The sequence below is a fragment of the Alkalibacillus aidingensis genome (assembly GCF_014595945.1).
Classification (GTDB): Bacteria; Bacillota; Bacilli; order Bacillales; family Alkalibacillaceae; genus Alkalibacillus; species Alkalibacillus aidingensis.
The window spans coordinates 1-18,082 of the sequence record NZ_JABXWU010000005.1; the positions used below are offsets into that span (position 1 = coordinate 1).

General features: G+C 38.2%; 17 protein-coding genes and 2 tRNA genes. 2 read left to right on the forward strand and 17 right to left on the reverse strand.

From position 1 onward, the window contains the following. Positions 1 to 836 precede the first annotated feature (836 nt). The 13 genes from lysS to spoIIE all read right to left on the reverse strand — a co-directional run bounded on the left by lysS (position 837) and on the right by spoIIE (position 15,402). Positions 837 to 2,327: a lysine--tRNA ligase gene (gene lysS, locus HWQ49_RS09265; RefSeq protein ID WP_188207339.1), complete on the reverse strand. Its 1,491-nt coding sequence runs from the start codon at positions 2,325 to 2,327 to the stop codon at positions 837 to 839. 66 nt (positions 2,328 to 2,393) lie between these two features. Further along, the gene (gene dusB / locus HWQ49_RS09270) at positions 2,394 to 3,383 is read right to left on the reverse strand and encodes a tRNA dihydrouridine synthase DusB (protein WP_188207340.1); all 990 of its coding nucleotides are present in this window, start codon (positions 3,381 to 3,383) and stop codon (positions 2,394 to 2,396) included. 20 nt (positions 3,384 to 3,403) lie between these two features. After that, positions 3,404 to 3,892 (reverse strand): 2-amino-4-hydroxy-6-hydroxymethyldihydropteridine diphosphokinase, encoded by a 489-nt coding sequence (gene folK, locus HWQ49_RS09275; RefSeq protein ID WP_188207341.1) that lies wholly within the window; start codon positions 3,890 to 3,892, stop codon positions 3,404 to 3,406. Further along, the gene (gene folB, locus HWQ49_RS09280) at positions 3,885 to 4,256 is read right to left on the reverse strand and encodes a dihydroneopterin aldolase (RefSeq protein ID WP_188207342.1); all 372 of its coding nucleotides are present in this window, start codon (positions 4,254 to 4,256) and stop codon (positions 3,885 to 3,887) included. The genes folK and folB overlap by 8 nt, the downstream gene beginning before the upstream one ends. Then, a complete protein-coding gene (gene folP / locus HWQ49_RS09285) occupies positions 4,249 to 5,085 on the reverse strand; it encodes a dihydropteroate synthase (protein ID WP_188207343.1) in 837 nt (278 codons plus the stop codon). Before folP ends, folB begins: the two co-directional genes overlap by 8 nt. 22 nt (positions 5,086 to 5,107) lie before the next feature. Beyond that, entirely contained in the window at positions 5,108 to 5,992 is an 885-nt protein-coding gene (gene hslO / locus HWQ49_RS09290; protein WP_188207344.1) for an Hsp33 family molecular chaperone HslO, read from the reverse strand. Further along, positions 5,985 to 6,776: a type III pantothenate kinase gene (locus HWQ49_RS09295; protein ID WP_188207345.1), complete on the reverse strand. Its 792-nt coding sequence runs from the start codon at positions 6,774 to 6,776 to the stop codon at positions 5,985 to 5,987. The genes hslO and HWQ49_RS09295 overlap by 8 nt, the downstream gene beginning before the upstream one ends. Before the next feature lie 205 nt (positions 6,777 to 6,981). Continuing rightward, the gene (gene ftsH / locus HWQ49_RS09300; protein WP_188207346.1) at positions 6,982 to 9,027 is read right to left on the reverse strand and encodes an ATP-dependent zinc metalloprotease FtsH; all 2,046 of its coding nucleotides are present in this window, start codon (positions 9,025 to 9,027) and stop codon (positions 6,982 to 6,984) included. Positions 9,028 to 9,133: 106 nt separating this feature from the next. Next, positions 9,134 to 9,670 (reverse strand): hypoxanthine phosphoribosyltransferase, encoded by a 537-nt coding sequence (gene hpt / locus HWQ49_RS09305; protein ID WP_188207347.1) that lies wholly within the window; start codon positions 9,668 to 9,670, stop codon positions 9,134 to 9,136. A gap of 12 nt (positions 9,671 to 9,682) precedes the next feature. After that, positions 9,683 to 11,053: a tRNA lysidine(34) synthetase TilS gene (gene tilS / locus HWQ49_RS09310; protein ID WP_188207348.1), complete on the reverse strand. Its 1,371-nt coding sequence runs from the start codon at positions 11,051 to 11,053 to the stop codon at positions 9,683 to 9,685. A 111-nt stretch (positions 11,054 to 11,164) separates the two neighbouring features. After that, positions 11,165 to 12,112 (reverse strand): serine/threonine protein kinase, encoded by a 948-nt coding sequence (locus tag HWQ49_RS09315; RefSeq protein WP_188207349.1) that lies wholly within the window; start codon positions 12,110 to 12,112, stop codon positions 11,165 to 11,167. Then, positions 12,078 to 12,827 carry a VWA domain-containing protein gene (locus HWQ49_RS09320; protein WP_188207350.1) on the reverse strand — a complete coding sequence of 250 codons (750 nt, stop codon included), beginning with the start codon at positions 12,825 to 12,827 and terminating at the stop codon, positions 12,078 to 12,080. The genes HWQ49_RS09315 and HWQ49_RS09320 overlap by 35 nt, the downstream gene beginning before the upstream one ends. Positions 12,828 to 12,948: 121 nt before the next feature. Continuing rightward, a complete protein-coding gene (gene spoIIE / locus HWQ49_RS09325; protein ID WP_188207351.1) occupies positions 12,949 to 15,402 on the reverse strand; it encodes a stage II sporulation protein E in 2,454 nt (817 codons plus the stop codon). Positions 15,403 to 15,688: 286 nt separating this feature from the next. On the opposite strand from spoIIE, the gene HWQ49_RS09330 reads away from it, so the two are divergent. Both HWQ49_RS09330 and HWQ49_RS09335 read left to right on the forward strand, forming a co-directional pair. Next, positions 15,689 to 15,762: transfer RNA gene (locus HWQ49_RS09330), tRNA-Met, on the forward strand. 70 nt (positions 15,763 to 15,832) lie between these two features. Beyond that, positions 15,833 to 15,904: transfer RNA gene (locus tag HWQ49_RS09335), tRNA-Glu, on the forward strand. A gap of 450 nt (positions 15,905 to 16,354) precedes the next feature. Here the strand turns inward: HWQ49_RS09335 and HWQ49_RS09340 are convergent. From HWQ49_RS09340 to yabP, 4 genes are all read right to left on the reverse strand, one after another. Further along, entirely contained in the window at positions 16,355 to 16,735 is a 381-nt protein-coding gene (locus tag HWQ49_RS09340) for a S1 domain-containing RNA-binding protein (protein WP_188207352.1), read from the reverse strand. A gap of 70 nt (positions 16,736 to 16,805) precedes the next feature. Further along, positions 16,806 to 17,198 (reverse strand): FtsB family cell division protein, encoded by a 393-nt coding sequence (locus HWQ49_RS09345; protein WP_188207353.1) that lies wholly within the window; start codon positions 17,196 to 17,198, stop codon positions 16,806 to 16,808. Next, positions 17,167 to 17,775 carry a spore cortex biosynthesis protein YabQ gene (yabQ, locus tag HWQ49_RS09350; RefSeq protein ID WP_188207354.1) on the reverse strand — a complete coding sequence of 203 codons (609 nt, stop codon included), beginning with the start codon at positions 17,773 to 17,775 and terminating at the stop codon, positions 17,167 to 17,169. Before yabQ ends, HWQ49_RS09345 begins: the two co-directional genes overlap by 32 nt. Further along, a complete protein-coding gene (gene yabP, locus HWQ49_RS09355) occupies positions 17,772 to 18,077 on the reverse strand; it encodes a sporulation protein YabP (RefSeq protein WP_188207355.1) in 306 nt (101 codons plus the stop codon). The genes yabQ and yabP overlap by 4 nt, the downstream gene beginning before the upstream one ends. Positions 18,078 to 18,082 lie beyond the last annotated feature (5 nt).

The window sequence follows — 18,082 nt, forward strand, 5'->3', positions numbered from 1 at the left end:
GCACGCCGCCAGCGTTCGTCCTGAGCCAGGATCAAACTCTCCAAATAGTGTTTGATTGGCTTCTTACTTATTATTCGTTGTTTTCTCTCTGAGTTAGAAAGAAAACCGAATTGACGTCAGGCTATTTTGTTTAGTTTTCAAGGTTCAAAGTTTGTCGCTCAAAAACAGCGACCTCTTAAATATAACAAGTTTTCAACTTAATGTCAATAACTTTTTATATGTTTTTTTAGTTTCCGTTTCAGAGTGTTGCTTGTTGTTGCGTCTCTCTCAACGCGACATTTAATAATTTAACACGGTTTTAATGATAACACAATAGTTTTTCTGAAGTTGTTTTATTCTGACAACTAACCTTAGTTATATATAATAGTAGAAACTCTAAAAGAAATAACTTCACGTTAAATCATTACTTGTCTTACTAGCCAAGTTTTTAAGTTTTGCTTATGTAAACGTTTTGTTAAAGTCCGTTGTTGTTATGGTGCTTCGCTTTCGGTAGACGCTTTCTGAAGCCAGGACGGTCAAATGTCGATGTTGGCCCAGGACGCGGCCGAATTTAATCGATCGCGGGCACGTCTTCAGCTAACTTGGGAAGAAAAAACACTTCCCAAGTGGATCTTCAGCACGTCCTGTTCCCACGACGCACAGGACGTGCTAGTGTCGGTGATGCCACAGGACGTGGCGTTTTTTCCGACCTGGAGTCGCCACCTTCGCCCTCACCATACAACAACTAAGACTAAATCATTTAATTATCAACACTAAACTTTAACAGAGCCTATATAAAAAAAAGACTACTTGCACACCATTCTTAGTGTTAACAAGTAATCTTTTTTTAATCTAATTTACGAACGGTTTCTCATCTGTGGGAATAATAGAACATCACGAATGGATGGTGAATTAGTCAGTAGCATCACTAAACGGTCAATTCCAATCCCTAATCCACCTGTTGGCGGCATGCCATATTCTAGAGACTCTAGGAAATCTTCATCCATAAAGTGCGCTTCATCATTTCCTTCTTCACGTTCTTTCACTTGTGCTTCAAAGCGTTGGCGTTGATCTATTGGATCGTTCAACTCAGAGAATGCGTTAGCATGTTCTCTTCCTACTATAAATAATTCAAAGCGATCGGTAAATCGCGAATCCTCTTCATTTTTCTTAGCTAGTGGCGAAATTTCTACAGGGTGCCCATAGATGAATGTTGGTTGTACCAATTGTTCTTCAACTTTTTGTTCAAAGAATTCATTAACAATATGACCAAACGTCATATGGTCGTCTACTTCTACTCCGTGTTCCTTTGCTAATTCGTGTGCTTTTTCATCTGATAAATCTTCCCAAAAATTCACACCAGTTAATTCCTGAATAGCATCAACCATATGCCATCTTTTCCATTTAGGTGCTAGATTAACTGTCTCTTCTCCATACTGAACATCTGTTGTCCCTAATACTTCTTGTGCAATATGCGCAATCAGGTTTTCAGTTAAATCCATAATATCGTGGTAGTCTGCATAAGCTTCATAGAGCTCAATCATCGTGAATTCTGGATTGTGTCTGGTTGAAACTCCTTCATTACGGAATACACGACCGATTTCATACACTTTTTCCATTCCACCAACAATAAGGCGTTTTAAATGAAGTTCAATTGCAATACGCATGTATAATGGAATATCTAGAGCATTGTGATGTGTGACAAAAGGTCTTGCTGATGCTCCACCTGGAATAGAGTGCATCATAGGAGTTTCTACTTCTAAGAAGCCTTGATCGTCTAAATAACGGCGCATAGATTGTAGAATCTTACTGCGTAATACAAAGGTATCACGGCTTTCTAGATTAGTAATTAGATCTAAGTACCGTTGACGATAACGTTGTTCAACATCCTTTAGTCCATGAAACTTCTCAGGTAGTGGACGCAAAGATTTAGTTAAGAACTCGAAAGAATCAGCTTTTACCGACAACTCACCAACTTTTGTCTTAAACATCACACCGGTTATACCTACAATATCCCCTAAGTCAGCGGATTTAAAGATATCATAGGCTTCTTCACCAATTCTGTCTTTACGTACATAGATTTGAATTTGTCCAGAAAGATCTTGGATGTGAGCAAACCCTGCTTTACCTTTTCCTCGCTTTGTCATAATACGACCAGCAATGGTTACACTAGTCTCAGCTTCTTTTTCTTCCAATTCTTCCTTTGAAAACTCATCAAATTCTTTTTCTAATTCTTTAGCTAAATGCGTGCGTTCAAATTTATCACCAAAGGGATTGACACCCGCCTGTTGCAAAGCTTCTAGTTTTTCAATCCGCGTACGCATTTGGTCATTTAATTCTTCTGACACTTCATTCACCTCTATACTTTGTATTATATCTAATCTACCACTATTAACTTGAATATAAACCTTTCATTATGAAGCGACGACTGTATCTGATAGCTGTTCTACATATTCATTAAGAGCCTGTAGCACTTCATCACGAGTTTCACAGTAGTTAATGCGATTTCTTGCTTTGCCACTGCCCTTTAACCCTTTAAGGTACCAAGCTGCATGTTTTCTCATTTCCAAGATGGCCACTTTTTCGCCTTTTAATTTAATTAAACGGTCCATGTGCAGCTTACATACTTCCACTTTTTCATGTGGGCCTGGTTCACCAATTAATTTACCTGTCTCTAAATACTTCGAGACTCGATAAATAATCCAAGGGTTACCTAATGCAGCGCGACCAATCATAATCGCGTCAACTCCTGTTTCGTCAAGACGTTGTTTAGCGATTTTTGGTGTATCAATATCACCGTTACCAATCACAGGGATATTAACGGCATCTTTAACATCTTTAACAATCTCCCAATCTGCGTAACCTTCATACATTTGAACACGTGTTCTTCCATGCAGAGTTATCGCATCGCCACCAGCTGCTTCGATCGCCTGTGCGTTTTCGACAGCTAAGATATGATCATCATCCCAGCCTGTACGCATCTTTACCATTAATGGTTTACTAATTTCAGACTTAACCTTTTTAACCATATGATAGATTCGATCCGGATCTAATAGCCAACGTGCACCTGCTTCACATTTAGTAATTTTCGGTACTGGACACCCCATATTAATATCAATTAAGTCAGCTGTTGTGTATTGATCAATATGCTTTGCGGCATGAACTAGTGTGTCTGTTTCACCACCAAAAATTTGAATGCTCATCGGTTTTTCCTCTTCATCTAAATAGAGCATTTTCATCGTCTTTTCATTATTATAGGCAATTCCTTTATCACTAACCATTTCAGCACAGACCAGGCCTGCACCAAACTCCTTAACCGTTAGGCGAAATGCCCAATTACTAACACCAGCCATAGGTGCTAATACGACTTGATTGGGTATTTCTACATCACCGATTTTAAACACGATTTTCCCTCCTAACTGAATTATTCGTATAAAACGACACCTTCCAATTCATCCTCACTTAATTTATCTATATAAGCTTGGATTGGTTGATTAGTGATATATATATCATTTGACACTTCATTTAAGGGAATCAGGACGAATGCTCGTTCTGTCATCCTTGGATGTGGGATAGTTAACTGTTCTGATTGTAACTGTTGATCGTCAAAAAGTAAAATGTCTAAATCTATAGTCCTTGGCCCAAAGCGAATTTCCCGCTCTCTACCTAATTTTTGTTCAATGCTTTGACATACATCGAGTAGTTCATAGGGGTTTAGATTTGTTTTCAATTCAACCACCATATTTAAAAACAGATCTTGCTCCGTATAGCCTACCGGTTTAGTCTGGTATATAGAAGATTGGTTCGTTACATCTATATCATGATGATGAGTAAGTTCGTCAATCGCGTTTTGTAGGTAAGTTTTTTTCGGATGAATATTAGACCCTAACGCAAGATAAACAGGATTAACCATGCTGATGACGCTCCCGTTCTATTTCAACAGCTGCCGATTGATAATAGCCAGGAATGGGAGGTCCTGGTTTATCTACTTTTACTTTAATAGCCTCTAGGTGCTTGAAAGTTTGAAACATCTTATTAGCAACCTCTTCTGCAACAGCTTCGATTAAGTTTTTTGCTTCTCCTTCTACAACATTCTTGGCAACTTGATAAACAGCTCCATAATCAATACTATCTTCCATCTGATCTGATTCTCCAGCCGTTTTTAAATCACAATACAGTTCTAAATCAACCGTGAAACGTTGACCTAACTTCTTCTCCTCAGGAAATAAACCATGATATCCATAAAACATTAATTCATTTAAGATAATCTTATCCATTCACGATCCCACCCTTACCAATCATTGCATCCATCATTCGCACCGAGCGAGATGTTTCTTTAACATCATGCACTCTCACTATCTCAACACCTTGAGCAATCCCGTAGCAGACGGTCGTAATAGAGCCTTCAGTTCGCTCATCAACTGGCAGATCTAATGTTTTGCCGATAATGGATTTTCTGGATGTACCAAGCAATAATGGGTAACCTAATGTTTTAAGCTCGTGTAATCTTCTCATTACCAATAAATTGTGTGCATGTGTCTTTCCAAAACCTACTCCCGGGTCCAGAATGATTTGATCATCCTTAATACCGTGTTTCTTAGCTATTTCAACACTTTCATATAAAGATTTCTTCATATCTTCAATTAGATCATCATAATTCGGTTCTAATTGATTATGCATTAAAATAATGGGCTTGTTATATTCACTAGCAACTGCTGTAATCTCAGGGTCGTATTTTGCCCCCCAAACATCGTTAATCATGTCAGCCCCAGCTTTGACCGCTTCTTCGGCCGTTTTTGACTTATAAGTATCAATCGAAATTGGTACATTCACTTGGCTTTTGATCGCTTTAATGACAGGGACCACTCGTTCAATTTCAACCGTTTCTGATACAGGTTCATGACCTGGACGCGTCGATTCTCCACCAACATCAATTAGATGTGCACCATCGGAGACTAATTGTTTGGCCTTCTCTATAGCGCTTTCTACTTGATCATACATCCCACCATCTGAAAAGGAATCAGGGGTGACGTTTAAAATCCCCATAATCTGCGTTTTTTGTGTAAAGTCTAGCTCGTGACCTTCAGATACTGTAAGTGATTGCATCCGAAAACTCCTCTCCTGAATCTTAATGGTTATCTTGACTACCCTTTAGTGCCTCTAAATCATCGACAGTCAAATGATAAACTTGATTACAAAAGTGACAGGTTGCTTCTGCTCCTCCATCTTCACGAATCATTTCATCAATCTCTTCATCTCCAAGGCTTGCGATCACTTCTTCCGTTCGTTCTTTTGAGCACTGGCATTTAAAACGGACATCCGTTGTCGAAAGAATATGCCACTCAACGCCCTCAAAAAACATCGCTAAAATATCCTCTGGAGTTTTACCTTCTTGAATGAGAGTAGAAATTGCCGGTACCTTGCTAATCCGTTCTTCCACTGTAGAAATGGTTTTTTCAGTGGCACCAGGCATCATCTGGATAATAAAGCCTCCTGCAGCTAAAATGGAGTAATCAGTATCAACTAATACACCTGCCCCAACTGCAGATGGTACTTGTTCAGAAGTTACAAAATAATACGTAAAATCTTCGCTAATTTCACCAGAAACAATCGGTACTTGACCAGTAAAATTATTTTTCAAACCTAAATCCTTAACGATACTAATTGTCCCATTAGTCCCTACTGCACGACGCACATCTAATTTACCTTGAGAATTGGATTCAAAGTCTACATGTGGGTTCTTTACATACCCACGCACATCACCTTTAGCATTTCCATCTGCAACAATCGCGCCAATCGGACCATCGCCCTCGACTTTAACGGTTAACTTATCGTCACCTTTTAACATCGCTCCCATCATAGTTGTAATCGTCAGTGTCCGACCTAATGCAGCTGAGGTGGTTGGCCATGTATCTTGCCTTTCACAAGCCTCATTCACTAATTCTGTTGATTGAATTGCATAAGCACGCACTTGACCACCAAAAGCTGTTGCTTTTACTAAGTAATCACTCATGTTGTCCACCTTGCCCTTCTTTATTTCGTCTATAGATTTCATATAACCCTTTTAAAGTTAATTCCATATCAACATGATCAATCGTTTTTGAACCTTTACCAATTAATTTAGATAACCCACCTGTTGCAACAACAGTAGGCGTGTAGTTAGCTTGTTCTTTGAATCGATTGACGACCTCATCCACTTGACCAACATAACCAAAAAATATCCCTGATTGCATCGCCTCTACTGTTGAATGTCCAACAACATTTTCTGGCTTCGTAATTTCAATTCGTGGAAGTTTAGCTGCTTTAGCATAAAGTGCTTCTGTTGATATATTAATCCCCGGAGCAATAGCCCCTCCTACATATTCTTCTTTTTCATTAACATAACAATACGTTGTTGCTGTACCAAAATCGATAATAACCAATGGCGCACCATATTCTTTTATCGCGCCCACTGCATTAACTATACGGTCAGCACCAATTTCTTTCGGATTTGGATAATTCATTTTCAAACTATGATCAACTGCTTCTGAACCGACGATCATAGGTTTTAGATTAAAGTAACGCTCACACATTTTCTCTAAAGCATACATAATCGGTGGAACGACCGAAGATATAATTGCTGCATGAAAGTCATTGAATGATAATCCATGATGTTCTAACAAAGCTTTTACTTCCATTGCGTATTCATCTTCCGTTTTATACCGATCAGTAGCTACTCTCCACTGATATGTCAGTTCACCTTTGTCAAAGACACCTAAGACCGTGTTAGTATTTCCTACATCTAATACAAAGATCATATCTTCACACCATTTCTACAATTAGAATTTATTATAAATTGTGTCATTTCTCTTCTATTATTTCTCATCGTAAATCATATCATAAATGCCCAATTATTTGTCTTCTAAACGTTTGGTTCATTACTATACTTTGGCAACTTTTCATCAGCCTAACATCAAAAAACTACCTCCTAAGCTAGGAGGTAGTTGTCTAATTCATTATTTACTATTTACGATCACTTTGATCCTCTGATGACTGGTCATCTTGATCTCTGGATTCTGTCTCACTTGTCGTCTGTTCATTAGACTCATGGTCATGTGAATCAATATTTACTTTCACATCTGATGATTCCGTAGAACGTTGGCTGCCCTGATGATTATCTGTTGTCTCCTCAACGTTTGAAGTGTCATCTTCAGAAACCTCAGGCTCTTCTTCAGGCTCTGGTAATACACCTTCTTCAAACAAGCCTTTGATTTGTCGAGCATCTAATGTTTCTACTTCTAATAACGTTTTGGCAATAAGTTCTAGTTGTTCTTGGTGCTCAGTTAAAATCTTTTTCGCACGCTCATAACTAGATTTAATAATATCTTGAACTTCTTGGTCAATGACATAAGCGATTTGGTCACTATAGTTTGGTTCGTTCTGAATATCTTTACCTAAGAACACTTGACCACCGGAGTTACCAAACTGTAATGGTCCAAGTTTGTCACTCATACCAAATTCCATAACCATCTTACGAGCAATACCAGTTGCACGTTGGAAGTCGTTATGAGCACCAGTACTCACTTCACCGAAGATGATCTCTTCGGCAACACGGCCACCTAAAAGACCCGTAATTTTATCGAGTAACTCTGGTTTGGTCTGGAAGTAACGGTCTTCTTTAGGTAGCATCACTGCATAGCCACCCGCTTGACCTCTTGGCACAATGGTTACCTTATGAACCATATCTGCTTCATCAAGAACCATTCCGATTACAGTATGTCCACTCTCATGGTAAGCAACAATATTTTTCTCTTTCTCTGAGATCACGCGACTCTTCTTAGCTGGACCTGCAATAACACGATCAATGGCTTCATCAACATGTTCCATTTCGATTTTCTTAGCATTGGCACGAGCTGCTACAAGAGCTGCCTCATTTAATAAGTTCTCTAAGTCTGCACCTGAAAAACCAGGAGTTCTTAACGCAATCGCTTTAAGGTCCACAGAATCGCCAAGTGGTTTATTTCTAACATGAACAGCAAGCACTTCTTGGCGCCCTTTAACATCGGGTGCATTAACTGGGATTTGGCGATCAAAACGTCCTGGACGTAATAATGCCGGGTCGAGAATGTCTGGGCGGTTTGTCGCAGCCATCATAATGATTCCCTCATTAACACCAAACCCGTCCATTTCAACAAGTAACTGATTTAATGTTTGCTCACGCTCATCATGTCCACCGCCAACACCTGCACCACGTTGACGACCTACCGCATCAATCTCATCAATAAACACAATACACGGAGCATTCTTCTTAGCATTTTCAAATAAGTCACGTACACGTGATGCACCAACACCCACGAACATTTCAACGAAGTCAGAACCACTGATAGAGAAGAACGGTACGCCTGCTTCCCCTGCAACAGCTTTAGCTAGTAATGTTTTACCCGTTCCTGGTGGTCCAACTAAAAGGACACCTTTTGGAATACGTGCACCTAATTCAGAGAACTTACGTGGGTCCTTTAAGAACTCAACCACTTCTACAAGTTCTTGCTTCTCTTCATCGGCACCAGCTACTTCGTTAAACTTCGTCTTTTTCTTATCTTCTGTGTACATCTTTGCCTTACTTTTACCAAAGTTCATCATACGGCCACCGCCGCCTTGCATTTGGCTAAGCAAGAAGAAGAACAAAATAAAGATAATGATAAAAGGTATTAACGTTGTAAAAAAGCGCGCCCAAGCACTAGGCTCTTCAGCTGCTTCAACACTAACTAGACTCTGGTCAGTTGCCATAGTCATAACATCATTAATGATCTCTTCATTTGCTGGAATCTCAGCTCGAAAGCTTTCTAAAGCACCTGATTCGTTAGAAATATATTCACCACGAACTTCATAAGCAAAGTTTGTATATTGTAAGGTCATTTCTTCTATCTGACCTGCTTGAAGTGCGTCTTGAAACTCATTATAATTCAGTTGTTCCGTTTCTGGACTCGGATCGTTTAACATGCCGATAATCCCGATGACAACTAAAAATATAATTAAATAAAATATGGTATTTCGGAACACCCGATTCATCTCTTACCTCCTCCTAAACGACAAAACTAAGGTTATACTACCATAAAAAAAACGGCCTCTCAACTAATAGCTATGTAAAGTCACCTACTAGCTATTGTATGGTTACTTACGAATAAATTTCTTCTTTTAATACACCAATATAAGGCAAGTTACGATATTTCTCTTGATAGTCTAACCCGTAACCAACCACAAACGCGTCCGGCACTTCAAAACCAATCAAGTCAGCATATATATCACCTTTACGACCTGATGGCTTGTCTAATAATGTAACAATCGTAATTGACTTTGCCCCTCGGTATTTGAATAAGTTAACTAAATAACTTAATGTTAGTCCACTATCGATAATATCCTCAATAATTAAAAGATCTCGACCTTTGACTTGTGTATTTAAGTCGTTAACAATTCTAACTTCACCTGAAGACTCCATGCCACCACCATAGCTTGAAACGTCCATAAAGTCCATTTCAACATGAGTTTCAATACGTTTCATAAGGTCACTCATAAATGGCATAGCACCTTTTAATACACCGATTGCTAATGGGAATTTACCATCAAAGTCTTTAGTAATTTTTGCCCCTAGCTCTTTTGTTTTTTCTTGAATTTCTTCTTCACTAAAGAGTACTTCTTTAATTTCGTCATGCATGACTTTATCCCCCTAATTCTGTCCAATATCAATGATTATTTTATAGTTAGAAGAATCACTTTTTTCAGCAAGATCACTCTTGCGAATAAAAGGAATCCAGATTAATTCCCCATTACCATTTTCAACTAATGGCCACTGATCCCTTTGAAACTTAGGGATTTTTTCATCAATAAATATATCCTTCACCTTTTTGCGACCGTTTAATCCTTTAAGCTTCATTCGATCGCCTGGTTTTTTTGAACGAACGGTCAAAGGAAGATGTAAAAGTCTCTGATCGCAAATAAAAGTGTGTACCTGTTGATTGTCTAAATGATCGTCATTAGCCTGTACTAATGATATAACCCAATCATTTGGGAGTTTAACCTTTTCACCTAAATTCAATTCCATTGAAAACGGCTGATTGGCCACATCATCAGTTGTGATGTAGCATCGGTCATAAGCTTTAAGTGCTAACCATTCCTCAGTTGGGGAAAATAAACTATTTGGCTTATTAGAAGTTATCCATTCCAAAAATGAAGGGAAATAATCTTTAATTTTAGACATATTTACACTAAGATAGTTTAATATTAGATGAAAGCCCCTCCTTTGTAAAGGTCGAGCCATTTCATTAAAACATTTAATTGAAAAAGATACTTTGTTTCCACTAAACTGACTAAATTGACTCATTCTTTCTTCAGTTAATTCATTCAAAAACCGATCTTCATCCACCATCTGATCATGTACACGATTGACCCCTTGGTGCAAATTAGGATTCTCCTTCTTTAAAAAAGGTAATAATTCTTTTCTAAATCGATTCCTTGTGTATACCACCTCTTGGTTGGAGGGATCTTCGCGATATTCGATTTCACTTTCCTTTATGTAATCGAGTAATTCTTCCTTCGTTAAAGTTAATAACGGACGAATTACGGTCATCTCACCTAATTCTCGTTTAGCAAAAATCCCTGTAGGTTTGACCCCTTTAGTGAGTTGCATATACATCGTCTCAAGCTGATCATCTGCATGATGTGCTAACACAAGCTTGGCCTTGGAATTATTTATAAGCTGTTCTTTGAAAAATTGGTACCTTAGCTCGCGTGCCGCCTCCTGTGTGCCAACTTGGTTCGCATTTTTATAAGCTGTTACGTTCACTTGCTTAATTAAACACGGAACCCCTAACTGCTCAGACTGTTCTTTTACAAATTGTACATCCTGATGAGATTCCTCTCCGCGCAATTGGTGATCCACTGTTAAAGTAGTTAATGTTAAATCCCATTCCTCTTTAAGCCATGCAAAAAAGTGGAGCATTGCCATGGAGTCAGCCCCACCTGAAACCGCTAAAAATAGATGATCCCCTTGATTAAATAACTGCTGTTGTTGATTAAAGTGGAGAATTTTTTCTTGCAACACGACTCACTCCGAATATATAGGATTAAACTTTTAATACTGTCTTTTGAAGAGAAATAGGGTTACTTTACTATCGTACCACTTTATAAGAGATAGGTTCAATCAAGGGGATTATAACGTTTGGATTAAAACATATAAAATGGTTAAATGGATAGCTACAACCGATGTCACACCAATTACCTCGGTGTGATCAACCGCGTGAGTTGTGGTTGGCTTACGCTTTTTATAGCGATGATTCGTACTTTTCTGTCTCATTGTTAGGAGCTTTCGGTTAATGTGATCGACCTCTTTTTTCATTGATAATGCTTGAGAGTAACTTCCTAACAAGGCTTTCCTAATCACTTCATGGTAAGGAGTTATCGTTTGAAAGCTAGGTAACCTTTTAAGGATGCTTTTATTTTTAGAGGCTTGCTTAAGCTTTTGGTTTGAGTCAGCTTGAATCATGCATATGGCTAAGGAGAACAAGTCATAAGTGGCGTCTGCTTTTCTGCTGCCTAAACGCCAATAACCACGGTCGTAAATCGTTGTATACTCCCGGACTGCACGTCCAAACTTAGTCACACCACCGACATCTACTAACCTTAGCTGGTTGGTTTTTTGTTCAATAATAATATTGTCAGGCTTGAAATCCCCATAGGCATAACCCAGGCGATGAAGCTCATGCAAGTAATTCAATAGTTGAGAAGTATGATCGCCTAGTTTCCTCGTTGAGTGTTGTTCAAACCAATCTTTTAAAGTGAGCCCCTTCACATATTCCATAACGTAAAAAGAATATTTTGACCCTTGTCTAATATATGTGTCATCTACATCTAATAAAGAAGGCCCAAGCTTTACGCCTTGGACCTTGTTCAATTTACGCAATACATTTGATTCTGCGGTCACAACTGATGGGTCCTTACTAATTTTAAGTGCAACCGTTTGTTGGTTCCAACTCGCTAAATACGTTGACCCTCGCGCCCCTTCACCCAAGAGGCGCTCTATTCGATATGAACGATGGTTCCAGACACCCTTTAACCGGTCTCCCTTATAAAGATTGACGGTAGGATGAATCGACGACATCGTAAGCCGCTCCTCCCATGACATCATCTTCTATATCTGAATGGAACGCTTTAGCAGCCTCTCTTAACGCGATACCCGTTGGCGTGATTCCACCAACAGCAAATTTCGGAAATACTTTAGCCAAGCGATTACCGTCACTTGTCCAATCTAATAACTCCTTAACCACCTGTTTTCTTGTTGGAAATTGGTAGATTGAGAAGTAGTGGTTTCCTGCTCGTGCATCTAAACTTAAAATCAAATCATCTAACGCTTCTTTTACAGCTGACATTTTATTTTGCATACTTGCACTTGTATCTACCAATATCATCACTTGTAAATCACAAGTTTCACCAAGCTCCTCCATAACCTCTTGGACTTCACCACGAGTTGATGGTGGTAAAGACTCCTCATCTGTTTCCTTACCAAAGATTTGCTGTAATTCTTGATTTACATAACCTTGGATCGTTTGATTCATCGCTTGTTTGGTTACCATCTGTACCGTTTCTGATAAATCATCTGCATAAACAATTCGACTGACTCCATTACCTGCCTCAGCAATATCATTTACTTCTGATAGACCAACAGGATCTTCTGTTTGATCATCCTCCAAAACACCAATAACATTTACTGAAATACCTTGCTGTGCAATTTCTGAACTAACAGAAATAGGGTCTTCCCCTTGATTTGAACATCCGTCTGTTATTAATAGGATTTGTCTAACTGTTCCTTTTCCCATTCAATCGCCTCCTCTAAATAGTTATCACCATTGTTGACACAAAATCTATCTAATATACCTATTTAGCTAGAGAACAAGTCAAAGATTAGATAATTTTAATCAACTATATTAAAAAGATAAACTAGACTGAAGCGACTGAACTAATCGATGCCCACTTAGGTTTACTCTTTTCCACTCTCGTCACCAAGACGGTCATATCGTCAATAATATTGCCGTGATTACTCCGGATGGCTTCTTCTAATATTAAATCTGCGACATCCTGAGGCTCATCCGTTTCTATTTCTCTAATCTTTCTCTTTAACCATGCCTCACGATTGTCATTCAAATTAATCGACTCTAAAATCCCATCACTAACCATCACTAATAAATCACCATCTTTTAAAGTCTCGTAAACTGGATCGACATCAAACTCCTCTAATATTCCTATTGGTAGATTACCAGATTCTACAGGGTATACATATTCACCACGTTTAATATAACTTACGACAGCGCCAATTTTTAAAAAGTTAACATATGGCTCCTGCAAATCAATAACAGCCAGGTCAAGTGTGGCATAGATTTCATCTGATGTCCTTAAAGATAAGATCGAATTGATCGATTGAAGAGCTACTTGCTCATTCATCCCTGATTGTAATATTTGCTTTAATAAATTTAGTGTTTCAGAACTTTCAAGATAAGCTCGTTCTCCGTTACCCATACCATCACTAATAGCTAATGCAAACCGACTTTTTCCTAACTCAAGCATTAAATAACTATCTCCAGAAAGAAAATTCCCCTTCTTCGCAGCATGAGCAACCCCTGTTGATAGTTGGTAATTTTTCACCGAGCTAAATAAAAACGTTCGGTCTCCACTTCGGTTATGACCAGCCCGGTCTTCTTCAACAATCACCGTTTCTCCTAAGAGATCCGATAAAATAGGGGCAATGACTTTCTCCCCTTCGCCATGATACTCGTGAAAATAAACAGTCATCTCGATATCTACATTACCTTGATCTACTGAAAATAACTCTAAATGTTCGATTGAAATGTTGTGCTGATCCATTAACCGTCGAATTTCCTGCTCATACCAAAAATATTCTTCGCGTTCTTTAACAACTTCCTTTGCAAAGTTATTCATGACTTCTGAAACTCCACTTAATTGTTCACTGACAAATTTACGGCTTTCTTTCACCTGTTGTTTTAAACGTTTATTGGCTTTGTAATATGACAGTTCATAACGCATCTGATCGACGACTTGATCAGCTTTAACACAAAAATTCTTTAATTTCCCCACATTAAAATTAACACTGGATGTATCGTTTTCCTCAATCGACGTCATCGTTTGTTGTAAAACCGGGTAGGTTCTTTCAAAATTATTAACCCAGCAAGAATGTTTCTTTAAGCAGGTTTGACAAGTCTTCTCCGTTACTCGACTTAAATACTCATCCACTTCATGATTCTGATTTTTCTCTGTGCTGTTCCCTTCAGTATCAATATGCGCAAAGCTATGTGATAGAGCCTCAAACATTTCAGAGAATCGTTCGACACGTTCAGCTGTTGCATCTCTAACTTTTTGTAAATACTGCTCGTTTTCCTCTTTTTCCTCTTCGGTGCCAGGAACGTATTTAGCGATATTCTTTGTTAAAGACTGTGGTGTAATCATAAACAATCCTACAGCAACTACTGATTGAAGCAAGAGTTGTTCTAAGGGAATGACTTCAATATTGTACAAACCAAATAAGAATGAAGATAAAAACAACCCAATAGCTACACCATATTTATTCATATCCTTAAGTAGTCCACCTAAAAGCCCTGCTAATGCTAACAAACTCACCTGATACAAATGAAAAGCACTAACTAAACTAAGCATAAGCCCGACCATAACACCCACTGCGGAACCGACCGTTGCTCCAGATATAAAAGCACTAATTAGGATTAAGTACTTTGCGCCAATCTGTTCGACTGCCAAATCATAAAAACCTAACCCAACAAATCCTGTTAAAACAGCTGTCGCCAAGATCACAATACAAACAACCTCTTCAACTTTTAACTTTAACCTTGGGGCCTTAAGCTTAATAAAAGGATATGATTGAATAAAAACCATCACTAGAAAAGCTGCCAAAGCTGCCTCCGATAAATAAATCGCTACATCATGAATAGCTATGGTTGCCAAAAGACCCTGAACAACCATTCTTCCTACAGCAACGCTGATCAAAGTCGCTAGGACCATCCATTTAATTTGACGACTAAACTGTCGAACCATTTTCTTATAAAAAATCATCAATATAAGTCCGGAAACGAAAATATAAAAGGCCTGCTCGTAACTTACCGTTAAGGCACCAAATAATGTAAAGATAAACAGAGGGAAAGCAAACTGTCTTTTAGATAGAATAGTCGTAGCAAAGAAAGCCAAGGCAAATGGTGAAATAGCCGATAGCACAACAGCTCGTCCTAAAAAGAAACCAATTATATACAGTAATCCCCCTCGGGTAAATAATAGGTGACTAATAGACTTTTTAACCAATGAAAACGAATGATTCAATTTGTGAAATTTTGACTCAGTAGATACTTCTCCAATTTTTGATAATCGTTCCATTCTCGCAATCACCCCTTCATATGAAAATTCAAACATATTTATGAATAAATTTTTGTCAAAATAAAGAGTCGAATCCAAAAAATCCTTCGACGTTTGAACCATTGTAAAGTGGTGTATTTCTACAAATTTTGTTGGTGATTACCTAAAGAATGTGCGAAAAAACTCAAACAGTTAGATGTTGCAAGTTATTTCCTCAATATATATGTAAGAAAATCATAAAAATTATGTTGACACAAGGGTAAACGTGTTGTACTATAATTTTTGTGCCTAACAACCATAAAAATTTGGCGGTGTAGCTCAGCTGGCGAGAGCGTACGGTTCATACCCGTGAGGTCGGGGGTTCGATCCCCTCCGCCGCCACTACTTTTCAAAGAGATCATAGGGGCGATTAAACAGTCGCTTATTTCAGAGCTATTTATTTAAACAACGGGGCCCATTGGTCAAGTGGTTAAGACACCGCCCTTTCACGGCGGTAACAGGGGTTCGAATCCCCTATGGGTCACTAATATAAAAAGGATCGTTATGGTTTTATCCATAACGGTCCTTTTTTGTGTCTTGAAAAGGTGAAAGCTGTTTTCATATGGTATTCACTTTTAATCATTCCACTTGATGATTGATGTGATGTTCACTAGCTAGCCTTATGTCTGACCCCATGAAATTATGAGCAATTTGGTGGGGTGAAGTGATCTCAATGACGTTTTTACCCTCGTGTGAAGCGCAAAGTGTAAGAGAGGAGTACTCTCAATGACGTTTAGACCTCCTGTGAAGTACAAATCGTCATTAAAAAGCACCTACTAACAAAAGTTACTAAACATCATATCCATTTCATTCCACTTACAACGATCATCCAGAAGCTACTTAAAATAAAAAAACGCAAAGGTTAATTCGCATTAACCTTTGCGTGTGATTTTGTATGATTAAATCATCTGCCATTTCCACATAGACAGCAAGATTATCCTCTTTTAGCACCACGCCCACCACGTCGAGACTCAGTGTGCTTCTTAAGTGAGGCTAACTTATCTTCACTATCCTTTAAGAACTTATTCATCTTTGATTCAAAGCTTTCAGTTCGTTTCTTCTGTTGCTGTTTTTCAAACTTTTCTTCTGCCTTTTTAATGGACAGGCCAATCTTGCCATTATCCTCGACATTTAACACCTTGACATCAACTTCATCACCTACAGATAGATGTTCGTTAATGTCCTTTACATACTTATTAGCTACCTCACTAATGTGGACTAATCCTGTTGAGCCTTCTGGTAGTTCCACAAATGCTCCAAAGTTAGTAATGCGGGTCACTTTGCCACGCACCTTGCTGCCTACTTCAACTGACATAAAAGAATTGCTCCTCCTTAGAATTTATAAAAGATATATTCTATATTATATATAAGCTATTAAAGAAGTGTCAATAAGAAGGCTCCTCATCGGGCAACGTGAAAATAATTTCTCCTTCTTTAGAGAAGAAATAATCCTTCCTTGCAATTTGAAGTAAGTAGTCAACGTCGTTTAACAGTTCAATTTCCCGAGTTAAGCTTTCATTCTCCTCTTGGTAAGCCTCAAGTTCTTCTTCAAGTTCACGATATTCTTCCTGTTTGTTTTGAAAAACAGACTTTTGCTGAATATAATAAGCAGAAAGAGATCCGACTATAACGAAAAAAAGGATGCCAAAAGCAATAAGACGTCTCATTAACAATCTTTTCTCACGGTCTTTACGCTCTAAGTATTGTTCTTGTTGTTGTGTATATTTAGTATCAAGTTTGGCAACGTTATTCTTTTGACGACTCCTTCTTCTGTTCATCCTTCTGCCACCTCTTCTTCACGAAAGATGTAAGGCTTTTTAGCCCCTTGTTTATTTTATTATGGCAAGTTTCAAACCAGCTTATAAGGGGCTTTTTTACTATTCTTGGTATAAAAAACAGAATAATGGTCACAACGACTTTACCAAGAGCGACAATTGTTCTCAGTAAAAACCTTCCAATTGCTACTATTATACTAAATAACAGAATGGATAGCCAGACTAAAGGCCTTAATACCAAGTTCTCTAGTAATTTTTTTAGTAAATAATAAATTCTGATCAGGACTACTACCATTCGGTCCAGAAACTTTAAGTATTGTTGTTGAAATAAAGCATAATAAGTTGATATGCCTAATATCAATGCGATAAACAAATAAAAACGTAAGACCCCACCATTAGCTAAGTAAAGCAAAAAGTAAACGATACAAGCCTGAGTGACAAAGAACAAAAGATCTATAAAATATTGTTTCCAATAAATAGATGGGCGACCTAATTGCTTATACGTATCAAAACAAGCAGCTGACAGGCCACCTGCGAACACCATCGTCAACATGGATACAAACTGTGTGCTTAACGTCATTTAAACAACTTGCTAAATATTCCTTTAGCTTGATTTTGCTTGTTTTCGTCAATATAATCAAATGAACTAATCCTACCTTGGATCGTTAATACTCCTTCATCAACGTTTAAGTTTTTCATATGAAGGTTATGACCTCTAACTAATAAGTATCCAAGGGTTGTTTTTAATAAGAACTCTTCCGTATCAAAACTATCAACGTCCAGAACTCCCGTTACATCTAGTTTTTTCCGACTGATCAGCTTAAGGTCGTGCTCACGTTTCTCTTCACGGTTGGTTTGATATAATTGATTTTCATATGGCATGTCCT